Source organism: Arsenicibacter rosenii (assembly GCF_001870735.1).
GTDB classification, from domain to species: domain Bacteria; phylum Bacteroidota; class Bacteroidia; order Cytophagales; family Spirosomataceae; genus Arsenicibacter; species Arsenicibacter rosenii.
This window is the reverse complement of sequence record NZ_MORL01000008.1, coordinates 172142-189612: the sequence shown is the minus strand read 5'-3', so window position 1 is coordinate 189612 and position 17471 is coordinate 172142. Positions and strand designations below refer to the sequence as shown.

Sequence of the window (17471 nt, the reverse complement as noted above, 5' to 3'; positions counted from 1 at the left end):
GTAGTACACCGCCCAAAACAAGTTGCAGATGAAAGTAACTTTTACATTGAGAACTGGTACGTGGCAACAAAGGCCAAACCAGTCTCGGCCCATTCAGTCAGCCGTTGTGGTGGACCGAAGCAGTAGGGTAATGATGGTGATGGGACAAATTGTTCAGTACTTATTACAGACAATTTGCCGAAGGCCCGTTTCGGCTACCTCCTCTCCGCCGGACGGGAGTGAGCGTGGGCAGGTGAAATCATTGGAACCAGGGCCTTTAGGACACGCCAGATCAGCTTTATCAGCGGGGATGCGCGTCGAACCCCCTGACGGCCGCGAACCACCACCATTGAAACAAAAAACGTTTTTGCAATTAATTCCAATTTACAAAATGAATGAGCAACCTTTACTGAAAGGCTCTTCCTGCCCACCTGAAACCCCTCCGCACCGATCGGAGCGGGGTTGGTTGTCTGCGGTCCGAAGAGCACTACTTCGGAGAGCGAGCAGTCCAGAGTATCAAACGTTTGGCGGGTTGACTCATCGGATGGCATTCGCTGGCAAGCAGGGTTGGGCTATTGGTAGCCTGATGATGCTGTGCATGTTGCTGATTGCTCCGTTGAGTAGTTCAGCCCAAGTAGCCAATGTGAACTTGTCTTTATCTAAAAAGATAAGTAACAAAACGCCAAACCTAAACGATGTTGTTTCTTACACTGTAACCGTTTCTAATGCGGGTCCGGCAAGTTCGACAGGGGTTGTGGTCAAAGACAGTCTTTCTACTGTCGGAGCACAGCTGTTAAGTGTTTCGGTACTTAACGGTGCCGGTTCTTATACATCTGTTGCTGCCAATGTGACTCAGTGGAATGTAGGAACACTGGCTTCAGGTCAGTCTGCAACGCTTGTACTGACAGCCCGCGTGATCGAACGTGGTGTGTCGTTCAATACTGCAGAAATTATCGCGGCAAGTGGTACGGACATTAACTCTTCGCCTGCTGTGCATAGCATCATTGAAGATGACTATGCCAATGCTTGTTTTACGGTACCATTATTATGGTATACCGGTGAAGAGTATACTGTTACTATCCCTATTCAGGGATTCACAGGTACACGTTGGTATTTAAACGGAAATGAGATCGGAACTTCCAGTGTTCCGGCAACCCTTGCTTCGATTGAAGCAAACGGCGACCTGGTGATTAAAAGTCCGGGCGTTTATTCGTTTGTAACATCATTGAGTGGTTGTGCAACCGGAAATTGCTGCGACATTATCGTGCAGCAAGGCCCGCTTGCGTCGCTTGGTGATTTTGTCTGGAGTGATAATAATGGTGACGGCCAGCAAACGGCCGGTGAGCCGGGTGTATCAGGTGTAGTTGTTACCCTGTACAGCCCGACCAGCACAACGCCGCTGGCATCAACGACAACCGATAGCAATGGCAGGTATTTATTCCCGAACTTATTGCCGGGTGAATACTATGTTGTGTTTACAACACCGGGCGGTTATACATTAACCGGTCAGAACTCAACGAATCCGTTGAGCGGAACGATTGCCGATACAGTGGATAGCGATGCCGACCTGCTTACAGGCCGGACACAGACTTATACACTGGTTGGTGGTGACAGTAACTTAACGGTTGATGCCGGTTTAATTCCGCTGAAGGCAACTCTGGGCAATTATGTCTGGGTTGATACGAACGGAAACGGTATCCAGGATCCGACAGAGACAACGGGCGTAAGCAGTGTAACGGTTACACTTTACAATGCCAATAACAATCAGGTTGTTTCTACACAGGTAACGGGCAGTACAGGACTCTATTCATTTACGGGTTTAAACGCCGGCTGCTATAAGGTAATGTTTACACTACCTTCCGGTTTTACCTTTACTACTCCGAAAGCCCCTGGCAGTACCACGGCTAACGATAGTGATGCCGGTGTCGGTGGTATGAGCGACGTTGTGTGCCTTACTGCCGGTCAGGTTAACCTGGATGTCGATGCGGGCGTAATTCCGCTCAGAGCCACATTGGGTAACTATGTGTGGGTAGACACAAACAGTAACGGTATTCAGGATAGCGGTGAGACAACCGGTGTGAATGGAGTGACCGTTGTGTTAACTGATGCGACCAGCGGTACTGTAGTCGCTACCCAGATTACCAGCGGGAACGGCAACTACCTGTTCACAAACCTGAATGCAGGTTGCTACAAAGTGACATTCACAACACCAGCGGGCTACACATTCACGGTGGCTAATGCCGCAGGCGCTACTGAAGCGACTGACAGCGACGCCGGTGTGGGTGGTATTACCGATACCGTATGTTTGACTGCCGGTCAGGTAAATCTGGATGTCGATGCGGGTGTTATTCCGCTGCGTGCATCTGTGGGTGATTTTGTCTGGGTAGATACAAATGGTAATGGTATTCAGGACAGTGGTGAAACCACCGGTGTAAGCGGGGTAACGGTTGTACTGACTGATGCCAATAGCGGTACTGTCGTTGGAACACAAATCACAGATAGCAATGGCAGGTATTTGTTTACAAACCTGAATGCAGGTTGCTACAAAATTACGTTTACGACGCCTGCAGGCTTTACCTTCTCACCAGCTAACGCGCCTGGCTCAACAAGCGCCAATAACAGCGATGCGGGTGCAGGTGGTACAACAAGCACATTCTGTCTGACCGCCGGTCAGGTTAACCTTGATATTGACGCGGGTCTTGTTCCGCTCAAAGCGACATTGGGTAACTTCGTCTGGATCGATACAAACAGCAATGGCGTTCAGGATCCAACGGAAATGGCTGGTTTGAATGGTGTAACAGTTGTGTTAACTGACGCCAACAGCGGCACCGTTGTAAGCACACAAATTACAGCGAACAATGGCAGCTATCTGTTCACTCAGCTGAACCCGGGTTGCTACAAAGTAACGTTCACGTTACCATCAGGTTATACCTTTACAATGGCTAACGCTGCCAATGCTACTGAAGCAACTGACAGCGACGCCGGTATAGGTGGTATAACCGATACCGTATGTCTGACTGCCGGTCAGGTGAATCTGGATGTTGATGCGGGTGTAATTCCAACCTGTGCGACTATTACGCTGGCAGTTAATAATGTAACGGTTTGCGCCGATCAGACTGCTTCTGTAGTAGCTACCGCTTCGGGAGTACAAAGCACAACGATCAACTGGTACCTGACTCCGGTTGGCGGCGATGTACTGTATACCACAACAAGTGGTCAATCATTAACAATCAATCCGACAACAACAACGATCTACTACGCAGAGGCAGTAACAGCCGGTGGTTGTAAGAGCGACCGTAAGCCGGTTATCGTAACGGTAACGGCAATCCCGCCAACACCAACCTGCCCTGAGCGTCTGACGGTTTGTTCAAACCTGCAGCAGACAATCAATCTGACAAATGTACCGATCAACCAGCCACGTCCGGGTAACCGTTTCGAATGGCACACCGGTGCGTTGCCAACATCGCCGCTTGTGACAAACATAACGGCTGTTGGTGCCGGTAAGTACTATCTGTTTGAAGTATCGCCAAACGGCTGTTTCAGCAACCCGACTGTATTAACAGTTGAAGGTATTGACTGCCGTTGTACAAATGTTGCCAGCCTGACAATCGGTCAGACCCCTGCCATCTGCGAAGGACAGTCAATTGTTCTGGTTGCTACATTAGGTGGTTCGGCATCAAGCCTGAGCTGGACAGCCGCAGGTTCTGGTACGTTCGTAACGACGACCGGTACAAGCACAACGTATGTACCATCGTTAGCGGATATTACACGAGGATTTGTTGAATTTACTGCCAGAACAAATGACCCTGACGGCACCGGTATTTGCTTGCCGGCAACCTTGTCACGCGTTGTTCAGATCAATGAGCGTCCGGACGCACCAATTGGTGTTGCCTGTGATGATACACTGGTTTGTCAGGGCAGCAGAACGAAGCTGATCGGATTTGCGCCGGGCAACCGGATTAACTGGTACTCTGCAACTGGTACGCTGATCGGGACAACGGAAAGCGGCGGTAAACTGACAATTGCTCCGAATGTAACATCAGTATACTACGCTGAATCAGTAAGCCCTGAAGGCTGCGTAAGCGGAACCCGTACCGCAGTAACTGTAACAGTAGGATTCTGTAATGCTGATCTGGCGGTAACGAAAAACGTTACACCGAGTGGGCCATATCGCTTAGGTCAGAAGATCACCTACATCGTTACTGCAACGAATAACGGCCCTGTTTCAGCTTCAGGTGTGACTGTAACTGACCGACTGCCTGCATCGCTGTCATTTGTCGCTGCAACTGCCTCAGTTGGATCGTACAATGCAGCAACAGGAATCTGGACTATCGGTGAACTGGCTACAGGTGCAAGCCGTAACCTGTTTGTTGAAGCGGTTATCAGAGCAGGTGGCTCCGTACGGAACGTAGCTGTTATCACGGGTACAAACGATGATCCGACTAAGCCGGAGAACAACACATCAACGGTTACGATCGGAATCGAAGAATGCTCGGTACAGCCGCCTTATATCCACTGTGCAATCACAGAGATCTGTAAGGATGGTAGTGGTACAACAATCTACGCAAACAACTGTAGCGGAAACGTAATCTGGTCGAATGGTGGTAATGGTACCTCTATTCAGGTGAATCCAACGGTAACAACAACTTATACAGCAAGCTGTGTAGTTGGTTCATGTACAAGCCAGGCGTCCAATCCGATTACGGTGACTGTAATCAGTGCACCAAGACCAACCATTCTGGCAAGTACTACCAGCATCTGTCCGGGAGGCTCAGTAAGCCTGACCGCGATTGGTTGCGATAATGGTACGATCAGCTGGTCTACAGGCGCTTCAGGTTCAGTAATTACCGTGAATAATATTCAGACGCGGACTACATATACTGCGACATGTTTTGTGAAAAACTGTCCGGGTGCTCCGGCTGAGCAAACAATCGATCTTGGTAATACACTTACCAAACCAACAATTGTTTGCAGCACAACGGTCGTGTGTCCTGGTGAGTCAGTAGAACTGACTGTTCAGAACTGTCTGGGTACGCCAATCTGGAACACAACTACGGAAACGACGACGCGAATCATTGTTCGTCCGACGGAAAGCAATAACCGCTACTCTGTAATCTGTAGAAACGGTACATGTAGCAGCCCTCAGTCAGATGATTATGTAATTAGTGTGGTTAGACCGGTTAGACCAACTGTTACGCCATCTAGCGCAACAATTTGTGCAAGTACCAGTGTAACATTGGTAGCAACTGGTTGCAACGGGAACGTGGTATGGAGCGATGCGGCACAGACAACGGGTAATACCCTGATTGTCCGTCCGGCTAACAGCATCAGCTACTTTGCTACCTGTCAGTTCCGGAGCTGCTCAGAGCGTTCTGAGTCAGCAGCAATAACGGTGGTTAACCCAACGGCTCCGTTGATCCGTGCAGACAAGCGTCTGATTTGTTCTGGTGAGCGGGTAATTCTGACGGCTGAAGGTTGTACCGGTGCGGTGGTATGGAGTGGTCTGACACAGACATCTGCCTCTATCGAAGTTATGCCTGGTGTAACAACTGATTACACGGCACGATGCCAGACCGGATCATGTTTGAGCGAAGCCTCGAACTCGCTACGCATTACTGTTAACTCAACGGGTACTGCACCGGTGATCAGAGCGCCACAGACAGTTGCCTGCAACGGCGAAGTTGTCTCTCTGACAGCAACAGGTTGCACCGGCGGTGTTGTCATGTGGTCAGATGGTCAGACAGGTACAGTTGCTTCAGTAACGGTTTCTGCTACAAACAACTTGTTCTACGCAATCTGTAAGCAAAGTGATCAGTGCGGTAGTCCACGTTCGAACACGATTTCGTTCAACATCCGGACAATTGCTAAACCAACGGTAGTGTGCAGCGATTCTGCGCTTTGCCCTGGCGAATCACTGGCGTTGACCGTTCAGAACTGCGAAGGTACACCATACTGGAGCACAGGTCAGGTTGGTCAGGTGAGTATCACCGTAAGTCCTACCGTGACAACCGGTTATAGTGTAACCTGCCGTTCAGGTGCTTGTGTAAGTCCTTCGTCAGATATTTACACAATCCGGATCATCCAGCCTGCGTCACTGACAGTAACTGCTTCAAAAACAGAACTGCAGCCAGGTGAAAGTGTACTGCTGACTGCATCAGGCTGTCAGGGTACAGTAACATGGAACGTAACAGGTGCACCTGCATCGACAACGTTACTGCTGCAACCAGATGCAACACGTACTTATATTGCTTATTGCCAGTATCGTACATGTCGTAGCGAGGGATCAGTAACAGTAACCGTAAGGCCGGTTGGTTGTCTGGCCAAAGCAGGTACGCTACGGACAGATACACCTGAAATATGCGCTACTTCGGATCGACTGGCTTTAAGAGCCGTTGCAAACGGTGGCCTTGTCGTGCCGAATGGATACTCTGTACTGTATGTCCTGACAAAAGGTACGGACAAAGTCATTCAGCAGACAAGCAACTCGCCAAGCTTCACAGTTGTCTCTGAAAATACAACGTACACGATTCATACACTCGTATATAACGCCAACCCATCAGATCCTAACTATCTGAATCTGTCAGGCGTAACACCGGGTGTGACAAGAGCATCGGATGTGATCAGCCTGATAGGTTCATCAAGAATATGTGCTGATCTGGATGTAACGGGTGCGCCGATACGAATTAAGTCGATCGCTCCTCCGGTACTCCATACTGATTACCTGACCATTTGCGCAGGTGCTTCGGTAACGATCACTGCATCGGGTTGCGAAGGTGGTGTTGTCCGTTGGATGAATGGTCAGACAGGAAATACGCTGGTAATCAATCCAGTTGTAACTACAATCTGGGAGATGGCTACATGTCTCAAAGATGGTTGTGAAAGCAGACCATCAGCAAGCATCGATATCTATGTCGTCATCCCGCGTCCGCCAACCATTGCTGCTGATAAAGCAAGCGTATGTGCTGGTGAAACAGTAGTACTGACAGCTGTAGGTTGTGAAGGTGGTTATCCGGAATGGTCAAATGGGGCAACAACATCTAGTATCACTGTGACCCCAACCGTCGGTAACAATACCTATCGTGCTAAGTGTATCCTCGGTGGAGGTGGTTGCATAAGCCCGTGGTCAGATAGTGTATCGATCGCTGTGGGTAACCCGAATGCGCCAACTGCCGGTGTGATGTCTGGTACAAGCGTCGTAACAAGCTACACAAGTTGTTTCGGGGCACCGATTATGCTGGTTGGCCAGGGATGTCCGGCTGGTAGTTATGTGATCTGGTCAAATGGTAACGTTGGCAGTACAATCACAGTAACGCCAGGTATCAATATGACTTACACGGCACAGTGCTGCTCGTCAACAAACTGTAAGAGTGCACCGTCGAGAACGATCACAGTTACAGTATTGCCAAAAGTTGGTATACCTGTAACGCGGGACCTGACGAGTACATGTCCGTTTAACACAGTTAACCTGGCACAAGGTGTAACAAGCAATGTAACGACTACAGGCGGTACGTTTGAGTTCTATACCTCAGAAACACCAAGTGCAGCAACCCGTGTTGCGAACCCTGGTTCGGTAGGTGTATCAGGCAGATACTATGTGGTAGAACGTTCTGCATCGGGCTGTTACAGTGCGGCATCGGTTATTAGTGTTGGTATTGTTTCGTGTGACGGTGCACAAACACCATGTGACCAGGCTAATCCAGTTACGGCAGATGCCGGAGCAGATGCGTCGATCTGTGCAGCGAAAACATACAAGCTGACCGGTAGAACAGGTGGTGCCGTTGCCACATCACAGTGGACAACATCAGGTAGCGGTAAATTTGATAATCCGTTTGCGCTGAATGCAACCTATACGCCATCGCTTGCCGATGTTCAGGCTGGCAGTGTCACTCTGACGCTGGCTGGCCGCTCGAACAACCTGGCTTGTCCGACAGCACTGGCGCAGGATGCCATGGTATTAACCATTCAGGGCATTAAGACAGTACCAACCGTCAGTGTGGTTCAAGGTGCCTTGAATCTCTGCTACGGCGACTCTGTAACGCTTGAAGCATCAGCTGGTAGTGGTTATCTGTGGAGCAATAAGGCAACTACCCAGCGGATCACAGTTAAGAAGACTGCTTCTTACAGCGTTCAGCTGATCGATGCCAACGGTTGTAGCTCACTGCCATCGGATGGGGTAATCGTAACGGTAGCAGACAAAGTGCCGGCGCCGATCGTTTCGAGTCTGCGCAACACATGCTCAGCCGTAACGGTTGACCTGAACACGGCAATCAGCAGCCTCAATACGGCAGGTAAAACGTACGAATTCCGTACCAGTGAGTCAGCAAGCTCTCCAACTGTGTTAACGCCGGCTTCGGTAGGTGTAGGTACTTACTACATCTTCGAACGCACACAAACAGGTTGTGTGAGTCTGCCAGGAAAGGTCGAAGTGAAAATCTTTGACTGTAAAACAGATACAGCACGGGCAGATGTAGCGATCACCAAGTCGGTGAACAAAACACGACTGAACCGTGGTGAGGTTGTAACGTACACGATTAAGGTAAAAAACAACGGCCCTCAGAAAGCAACAAACGTAAATGTACGTGATGTGCTGCCTCAAGGACTGGAGTTAATTCAGGGTGCGTACAACTTTAATCTGTCGGGTGGGGTCATTCTGAAAAGATATGATTCACTGGCTGTAGGTGCTGCCGACTCGATCAGCTTCCAGGCACGGTTGAGTAAGAAAGGAGATATCGTAAACACGGCTGAAGTAACTTATGCCGATCAGGTAGATCCGAATACGGCTAACAATAAGTCGACTGTAACAGTTGCTGATACATCGACGTCGTTCAAAGCCAGTACGTTGGGTATTGCCAAGGGTGTTAGCCAGTCTCGTATGATTGATGCCAATACAGCTGAGATCACATACGGCTTCTATTTGGTGAACTATGGTGACGAAGCACTGACAAAAGTTCGTGTCCAGGATGACTTAACAAATGTCTTCGCGTCTCATAGCATAGAAGAAGTAACGCTGACGTCATCGTCGAACTATAGCCCGACGCTGAAAATGAACAATAACTACACAGGCTTTGGCAGCAATATTCAATTGCTTGATTCTGCAAGCACACTGAATCCGAATGCTACAGCTTCGTTTACTATGCGAGTGAAGGTGAGACTGAACGCAAACGATACGACCCGTACATTCAATAACTCAGCGCTGGCTTCAGCCATGGGTGGTGCGGGTCGCCTCGAAGATGCGTCGGTAAGCGGTGCAGATCCGGATCCGGATGGTGATAAAAACCCGACAAACAATGCGGGTATAACAACCTTCCGTCTGACTCCTGAAACGGCAACTAACCTGATCGGTGTAGCCATGGCGGCCGCAACGAATAAGAAAGATGACGGTAGCTACGATGTAGTGTATACGATCACAGTGAAAAACTTTAGCGATAAAGTCCTGAATAATGTTCAGGTCACTGATAATCTGACACAAGCTTTCGGTGCGCCGGCCGCCTTCTCGGTACTTGGTTCTTCCGTTGTTCAGGGTAGCCTGACAGCGAATACAGCCTTCACCGGTGGCAGCAATCAGGAGATTCTGTTAGGTGGTACACTGGCTGCTAAAGAAACAGGTGTTGTTTCAGTGACGGTCAATGTGAAGCCAAATGGTAACAACGGTCCGTTCTATAACAGCGTTGTCGCAAAAGGTATCGTTGAAAGTACTACGGTTGTCGTTCAGGATGTATCAAACACAGGTGTAGATCCGAACCCGACAGGCGAGGTACCGACAGCTGTTCGTTTCGACCTGCCGGATGCCTTGATTGGTGTAGCGAAATCGGTTGGTACACCTACTCAGGTTGATGATGGTGTGTTCGATGTGGCTTACTCAATTAAGCTGACGAACTTAGGCCGCAATGATCTGACGAAAGTTCAGGTGGTGGATGATCTGACGAAGACCTTCAACACCGCCGTGATTATGAGCAGTGGTATCTCGGTATCTGCAACATCAGGTCTGATCGTGAACCCGCTTTACACAGGTCAGGGATCGCAGACTAAGCTGTTGAAAGATACAACAGCCAACGTGTTGCCGGCCGGTGCAAGCCGTGTTCTAAACTTCGTTGTCCGGGTGAATGTGGCCAATGCCAATACACAGACGTTCTACAACTCGGCAATCGCTACCGCCTTCAGTGGCAGTGCGATGGTAGCGGATACGTCTACAGCCGGTACCAATCCGGATCCGAACAATACACTCGATCCACGGACAAGCAATACGCCGACACCGGTTGTGTTGAACAGCGTACCGCTTCGTCCATACATCGGGGTAGCGCTTTCGGTGAAAGATACCGTACGTCAGGCTGATGGCAGCTATAACGTAACCTACATGGCAATTGTGAAAAACTACGCGACTGTGCCGATGACTAATGTTTCGCTGACGGATTCGTTGTCGAAAGTATTCAACGCACAGAATGGCGCAAGCTTCAAAGTAGTTGGCACAGCAATTGCTACAGGTAAGACAGGCTTGAAGATTAATACAGGCTACAACGGCTCAACGAGCGCTGATCTGTTAGTTCCGGGAAGCAGCACATTGCTGGCCGGTCAGAGCGATACCATCCGCTTTGTGGTCAATGTGAAGACCGACGGTACAACAGGCACGTTCCTGAACTCGGCAAGAGCGAAAGCGACAGCAGCGGGTAGTGAAATCACCGATATCTCGACAAACGGTCTGGTGCCAGACGTAAATGGCAACCGCAACCCGACAGACTCGAATGAAAGTGAAGCAACACCACTGAATCTGCGTATAAGCGATGTGGCTGTGTTTATTCCTGAAGGTTTCTCGCCAAACGGTGACGGTATCAACGACCGCTTCGTGATCCGGGGAGCTACAGGTACCGTGCAGTTAGAAGTCTTCAACCGCTGGGGTCATGTAGTTTATAAGAGCGACAACTACCAGAACGACTGGGATGGTACATCCAACACAGGCGTGAATGTAGGCGGTAACGGTGTACCGGATGGTACGTACTTCTACCGTGTCAAACTGAGCGATGGCCGTCAGTTCGTGCGTTACATGACGATTAACCGCTAATACTGATGTTTATCAAATTCTCTCTGAAAAAGAGTGCAATCGTCCTGCTGCTGGCCCTCGTGGCCGGCAGCGGCCGGGTGCACGCTCAGCAGGACAAGATGTTCTCGCAATACATGTTTAACATGATGGCGCTGAACCCTGCTTATGCCGGTAGCCGTGACGTACTCAGCATGACGGCTATGTACCGGAATCAGTGGACGGGCCTTGAAGGCGCCCCACAAACGGCGACGTTCACCGCAGATATGCCGCTTAACCGTGAGCGTGTCGGGGTGGGTTTGCAATTGTATAATGATCGGATCGGGGTGTATAACGAAACCGGCGCGTTTGCGTCGTATGCGTTCCGCATCAAACTGGGTTCGCGCTCAACGCTGGCTCTTGGTCTTCAGGGCGGTGTAACTAACCTGTCAGCTATGTTGACTGAAGTAAAACTGGTACCGGCCGGTGTTTCTGCCGACCCTGCTTTTGCTCAGAACATCAACAAAATGCTGCCAAACTTTGGTACCGGTATCTACATCAGTAATGACCGTTCGTACCTGAGTGTTTCTGTACCGCGTTTGCTGAAAAACAAGCTGTCTGACTATGATTCAGGCGTAAACCGTGCCGTTGTCCGGCGTCATGCCTATGCTGCTGCCGGATTCGTGGTTGGTCTGAGCCCTGTGCTGAAATTAAAGCCATCCATGTTAGTGAAGTATGCTGAAGGCGCTCCGCTTGGTTTCGATGGTAACGTCAACCTCTGGATTAACGACCGGGTGGCACTGGGGGTATCACTCCGGAAAAATCAGTTCTACTCATTTACCAGTTATACAAACGACGCCGTTGTGGGTATGCTGGAATTACAGTTGAGCGATCAGTTCCGTTTGGGATATGCTTATGACCGTACAGTAAGCCGTTTGGGTCAGGTTGCTCCCAGCTCACACGAATTGATGCTGCGTTACGAATTCGGATTCGGTAAAAACAAAATCCTTACGCCTCGTTATTTTTAATCGATGGATAAGGTAACCGATCAAAGAATAATGGAATAAAATTACATGCAGCGTATTTAAAATACTTTTCTCCGGTTTCTGGAAAAACTGACGGACTTCGGAACAGTATTTGCTATAAAAAGGGTACCTTCTAACAGATTTCTACGTCTGTTCAGAAAGTACCCTTTTTTCTTGGACTTTGCATCTTCTCACAACAATTACAGCGTATGAAACGACACTGTATACTCTGCTATGTACTGGTAGCGCTGGCTGGTCCGGTATTCGGGCAGTCACTAACGAAGCAGGGCGATAATCAGTTTAATCTGATGGCCTATTCAAAGGCGGCCGAATATTACGAGCAGGCACTTCAGAATACCAAATCAATGCCTGAAACAGATGTTCGGGCAGCCAAAGCCAAATTAGCATATAGTTACCGGCAAATCAGAGACACGCAGAAAGCAGAACAGGCTTACCGCGATCTGATTACCATGGGTGAGCTACCTGCTGAATACGTGCAGTGCTATCTGTATTACGCGCAGGCGTTAGCCAGTAACGGTAAATACCGGGAGGCGCAGGAGGCATACGAGAGATACAATGCCGTGCAGAAAGATGATCAGCGGGGGCCGCTCTTCTCGAAACTATACCGGGATGTCAGTTCACTCTCGAAAAATGCCGGCAGCTACAAAGTCGATTTCCTGAGCCTCAATACGAAAGCAGCTGAATTCAGTCCGGTCTACTACAAGGATGGTCTGGTATTCGTGTCGGCACAAGGCGGTGGCAATGGCATCAAACGCGTATTTAACTGGGATAATACGCCCTTTCTGGATCTCTATTATCTGCCGGAACGAAAAGAAATTAAAGGCGAAAAAACAGCTAGCCTGGGCGGGTCTGTGAATAAGAAACAACCGGTCACGCACAAAATCGGCCGGATCCTGGGAATGGATGATTACACGGCTCCTACCTCAAACGATACCCGGACAGTCGGGTATTATGGCGGCACAAATGTTAATGCCGGTCTTGGATATGAAGATGAGCCACTGACCGAATCGGCACGTTTTAGCCAGACATTGAACACTAAATACCACGAAGGCCCGGCTACATTTACTAAAGATGGTTCGCGGGTGGTATTTACCCGTAATAATTATAATAACGGTAAATACCGGGAATCTTCGGATGGGGTCAATAAGCTGAAATTATATACAACAGTCCAGACAAACGGCGACTGGCAGGCAGTCGAAGAACTGCCGTTCAACAGTAACGAATACTCAACGGGTCACCCTTCATTTAGCCCGGACGATAAATTGCTGTATTTCTCATCGGATATGCCCGGCGGATTTGGCGGAACGGATATTTACGTGACAAAACTGCAGGACGGGAAATGGTCAACACCGGTTAATTTAGGGAAGGAGATTAATACTAAGGGCAATGAAATGTTTCCGTTTGTTGATGAAAAAGGTAATCTCTATTTCTCATCGGACGGACAACCGGGCTTAGGCGATCTGGACATGTTTTTTGCCCAGCTGGAAAGTGACGGCGTGCATGCAAAATGGGTGCAAAACCTGGGCGAACCCCTGAATTCCAACAAAGATGATTTCGGCATTGTAACGGACGGTGAGCGTCGGGGAGGCTATTTCAGCAGTAACCGGAAGAATGGCGGTACTGACGATGATATTTACCGCTTCAAACGCGAAGGACCGTTGTATCCTTGCCGTGAACTGACGGTGGTTGTATTCGATTCTGAAACAAAAAAACCATTGGCCAATGCGTCATTGAAAGTTGATAATAAGACCAATGAGAGCGATAGCAAGGACCTGAAAACGGATAGTGACGGTAATATTCACCTGTGTCTGGACGCTGAAAATGACTTTCAGCTGGCTGCTGTAACCGAAGGCTACCTGGATAGTCAGATAGGTTTTTCAACAAAGGGCTTAACAGATGATATGCCGTCGCGTCTTGAAATTCCGCTGGCAAAGCCGAAAATAGTAGCACCGCCGGTAAGTGGGCTGGATCTGGCAAATTCAAAACTGCGTGGCAGGGTAACCACCCAGCAGGGGAAACAGCCGATGGTTGGCGTCAAGGTAATCCTGACCAACGAGTGTGATAAATCAAAGCAGGAAACGGTAACCGATGCCGACGGGGCCTATGAATTTGCCATAAAACCTGGTTGTGATTATTCACTCGAAGCGATTAAGGACAGCATGGGCACAACCGGTACCCGGATAACCAAAGAAGGGGCGGGTATTACTGATCTGACTATGTTCAGAAAAGGAGATGTAATCCGGATCGATAACATCTATTACAACCTGAACAAAGCGACAATTCGCGCTGACGCCGCAGTTGAACTGGACAAACTGGTTAGCCTGATGAAGAAATATCCGACGATGAAAATCGAACTACGGTCGCATACGGATAGCCGCGCAACGGCACAGTATAACAAGACCTTGTCGACAAACCGGGCAAAATCGGCGGTGGCCTACCTGAAAGCAAAAGGCATTAAGGCAACCCGTATGATCGCTAAAGGCTACGGCGAAAGCGAATTGCTGAACCAGTGTAAAGACGGGGCAAACTGTACGGAAGAAGAACACCAGCTTAACCGCCGGACAGAGATCAAAATTCTGTCCCTGCAATAAAACAAAAAGGAAAGGAAAAACTGCTGAATCAATCCGGGCAGACCGGGTTCTTCAGCAGTTTTTTTATACCTGCCAATCACGGAATGAATTAGGATTTTTGGCTGAAAAAGCCAATTTTCGGGGACAATTTCTGATGCTTATGTCTATGATTCACTGGTCAAAGCGAATTTTTGCTGTCGCACTGATAAGCGTACTTTGCGGGAAGCGTGCTCATGCTCAAAAAGAAACGCTTTACTATCAATACCAATTCAGCCCGATGACAATCAATCCGGCCGCTACCGGATTGCGTGAACAACTGCATATGACGGCTATGTTCCGTAAGAGAGGCTTTTTTGTACAGAGCAAACAGCAACAGCAAATGAGCGGTGGCGGCCAATCCTCCCAGACATTAGCCATGGATGGTGCCGTCGCCGATGGCAAGGTCGGGATCGGGCTACAGGCCGTTAATGACCGGCTGGGCACGTTGGGTACAACGGGTGTTTACGGCTCGCTGTCATACTGGATCAACCTGCCCGATGGAGCCACCGTATCGGTTGGCGGGTTGGCCGGGGTGAGCTTTTTGCCGGTATACGATCAGGTAAGCCTGACGAGTACAAACAAGGCCAACATGAGCTATGGCGGCGGAATTTATTATTATTCGGATACGTTTTTCGGCGGTGTGTCAATGCCGGAAGCTAAAAAAGGCGTGTATGGCTTAGGAACAGGCCAAGGTTCTTACCAAAGCGTACGGCCGCTTTTTATTCAGGCCGGGTATAAACTGGAATCAGGGGAAAATTTATCGCTGATCCCGTCTGTATTAGTCACACAGGCAACCGGCCGGCCGATCGGCATTGATGTCAACGCCAAAGCCTGGTTTATGGAAAAAGCGGGTTTGGGGCTTTCGTACCGCCACAATAGCCTGGGCTATCAGCCGGTCAGCTATGTGCAGGTATCGGCAGAGTATCAACTGTCAGATGCAATCCGGGTAGGCCTGACCTATAACTCAACCGCGCCGGAAGCACCGGTAAACACATTCCAGAAAAGTGTGTTTGAGTTGCTCTTCCGGTATGTCCCCAACCCACAAAAATTTACGTTCTGACATATTTTCTGTATATTAGGCTATTATTAAAAGGTAGTTTCTCCCTTGAAAAACGAGTCAGACAATTCAGAATTACGTACCGTGTTCGGAGGTTGGAAAAAATGTGATGATGAGGTAGGGGAGCGGATTCATAATTTCCATATTCCAAATGACCTGGAGCGCGAATTTCCGATTGCGCCCCACTTTGTACAACGCTTCGGGCAGTACCCGAACTATATTTATTTCAGCGATGATTTCCGGCCGACGGTCCGTGATTTGTTACAGAGTCGCGGCTTTAGTGTTATCAATTCATCGCTGCGGATGACGGAAAAAGGCTGGCAAACGGTTGAACAAATACTGGAACACCCCGACGGCATTTTGCTCAAACTCGAACTAATGGGGGATCGCTTCTGCCGGATACATGGCTATTTTCAACAGGAAGACGTGACCAGGGCGTTGCTAAGTGACGTTTACGAACATAAATACCAACACGAAGAAAATCAGACCCACATCTACCTGATCCAAAGCGGGATGGGTGGGCTGCATACAGAACGGGTAGAAATAAAACCGCCTGACATCGACCTCGAACTGCATTATAACGACGATTTTCTGCCGGTTCACGAACGACTGGTTTCATTGCTGGAACAGCCGAAAAGTAAAGGCCTCATTTTGCTGCATGGCGAACCCGGAACCGGCAAAACAACCTATATCAAGCATCTGAGTGCCATGGTCAAAAAGGATATGCTCATCCTGCCGCCTTATATGACCAATTACCTGACCTCGCCGGAGATTATCCCGTTTCTGCTCGAAAATAAGGACTCGGTCCTGATCATTGAAGATGCCGAACGTATTCTGCAGGCACGGGAGGCAGGAGGGGATACAAACAGCGTCTCGAATATCCTTAACCTGACCGACGGGCTGCTGGCCGATTGCATGCATATTCAGGTGATTGCCACCTTTAATGCCAATAAAAGCTTACTGGATAAGGCCCTGCTGCGTAAAGGCCGCCTGATGGTTGATTATGCATTCGGTAAGCTGACGGCCGAAAAATCGAACCGGCTGCTGAATCATCTGGGATCTGATTTCCGGACAAATGACCCCATGACACTGGCTGAAATCTTCAACCGCGAAGACCAGACCGTGTCCGGAGACCGGCCCGAATCCACGCGGGTGGGCTTCTGATTACTGTATTTTTACATACTCCTCCTGCAGCCGGGCAGCCATGCCGGTCGATACCGCGCGGTTATACAACCATTGAATCATCGGATTTAAAATGGACAGCGGGCCCGCCAGCTTGGTATCAGCCAGCGCGTAGGTATACGCATGCATCAGCCAGCTGCTGGGTGAACCGGTTTTAGGACTGCATTTGCCGTCGTGAGCAAGCCCGTACCGGATCTGGAGGGTTTGCTCAAAAGCAGGGTTGCCGGGCGAAATAACGCACTTAAACCGGCAGGGGGCACTGGTTGCGTTAACGAAACGGTGCGGTGTTCCGGCCACCGCCGACGCATATTGTCCGGGCTTCAGATTCAGCTCCTTGCTCCCGATCTGCAAACGTAGCTGCCCTTCCAGACACATAAACGTTTCGTCGTGTTCTTTGTGGTAGTGTAAACTGACACCGCGTCCCGGAGCGAGTATAACTTCTACCCAGGTATGACTATAGCCGCTTTCCTGCGCCGTTCTGACAAACGTGACATGATCGTTTATGAATGGGTGGTGAATCGTGCGTGATCCGGATAGTTGAGCTTTCATAGGGAAAGAAATTCGTTGTTTACGGGACAAATATGTTC

The 17471-nt window shown here is 49.4% G+C and carries 6 protein-coding genes; 5 read left to right on the top strand and 1 reads right to left on the bottom strand.

Going from position 1 to position 17471, the window contains the following annotated elements:
• Positions 1–28 precede the first annotated feature (28 nt).
• From BLX24_RS16535 to BLX24_RS16515, 5 genes are all read left to right on the top strand, one after another.
• Positions 29–11035, top strand: coding sequence for an SdrD B-like domain-containing protein (locus tag BLX24_RS16535; protein ID WP_374755009.1), 11007 nt, complete (start codon positions 29–31; stop codon positions 11033–11035).
• A gap of 5 nt (positions 11036–11040) precedes the next feature.
• Positions 11041–12018 carry a PorP/SprF family type IX secretion system membrane protein gene (locus BLX24_RS16530; RefSeq protein ID WP_071504272.1) on the top strand — a complete coding sequence of 326 codons (978 nt, stop codon included), beginning with the start codon at positions 11041–11043 and terminating at the stop codon, positions 12016–12018.
• A 206-nt stretch (positions 12019–12224) separates the two neighbouring features.
• The gene (locus BLX24_RS16525) at positions 12225–14627 is read left to right on the top strand and encodes an OmpA family protein (protein ID WP_071504271.1); all 2403 of its coding nucleotides are present in this window, start codon (positions 12225–12227) and stop codon (positions 14625–14627) included.
• Between the two features lie 133 nt (positions 14628–14760).
• Positions 14761–15705, top strand: coding sequence for a PorP/SprF family type IX secretion system membrane protein (locus BLX24_RS16520; RefSeq protein ID WP_071504359.1), 945 nt, complete (start codon positions 14761–14763; stop codon positions 15703–15705).
• An 81-nt stretch (positions 15706–15786) separates the two neighbouring features.
• Entirely contained in the window at positions 15787–16866 is a 1080-nt protein-coding gene (locus BLX24_RS16515; RefSeq protein WP_071504358.1) for an AAA family ATPase, read from the top strand.
• Here BLX24_RS16515 and BLX24_RS16510 read toward each other — a convergent pair whose 3' ends face one another.
• Positions 16867–17433 carry a cupin domain-containing protein gene (locus BLX24_RS16510; protein ID WP_071504270.1) on the bottom strand — a complete coding sequence of 189 codons (567 nt, stop codon included), beginning with the start codon at positions 17431–17433 and terminating at the stop codon, positions 16867–16869.
• Between the last annotated feature and the right edge of the window lie 38 nt (positions 17434–17471).

Bases quoted from the DNA above. Each gene is read 5' to 3' on its own strand.
- BLX24_RS16535 (WP_374755009.1), top strand. From the start codon at position 29: ATGAAAGTAACTTTTACATTGAGAACTGGTACGTGGCAACAAAGGCCA.
- BLX24_RS16530 (WP_071504272.1), top strand. From the start codon at position 11,041: ATGTTTATCAAATTCTCTCTGAAAAAGAGTGCAATCGTCCTGCTGCTG.
- BLX24_RS16525 (WP_071504271.1), top strand. From the start codon at position 12,225: ATGAAACGACACTGTATACTCTGCTATGTACTGGTAGCGCTGGCTGGT.
- BLX24_RS16520 (WP_071504359.1), top strand. From the start codon at position 14,761: ATGCTTATGTCTATGATTCACTGGTCAAAGCGAATTTTTGCTGTCGCA.
- BLX24_RS16510 (WP_071504270.1), bottom strand. From the start codon at position 17,433: ATGAAAGCTCAACTATCCGGATCACGCACGATTCACCACCCATTCATA.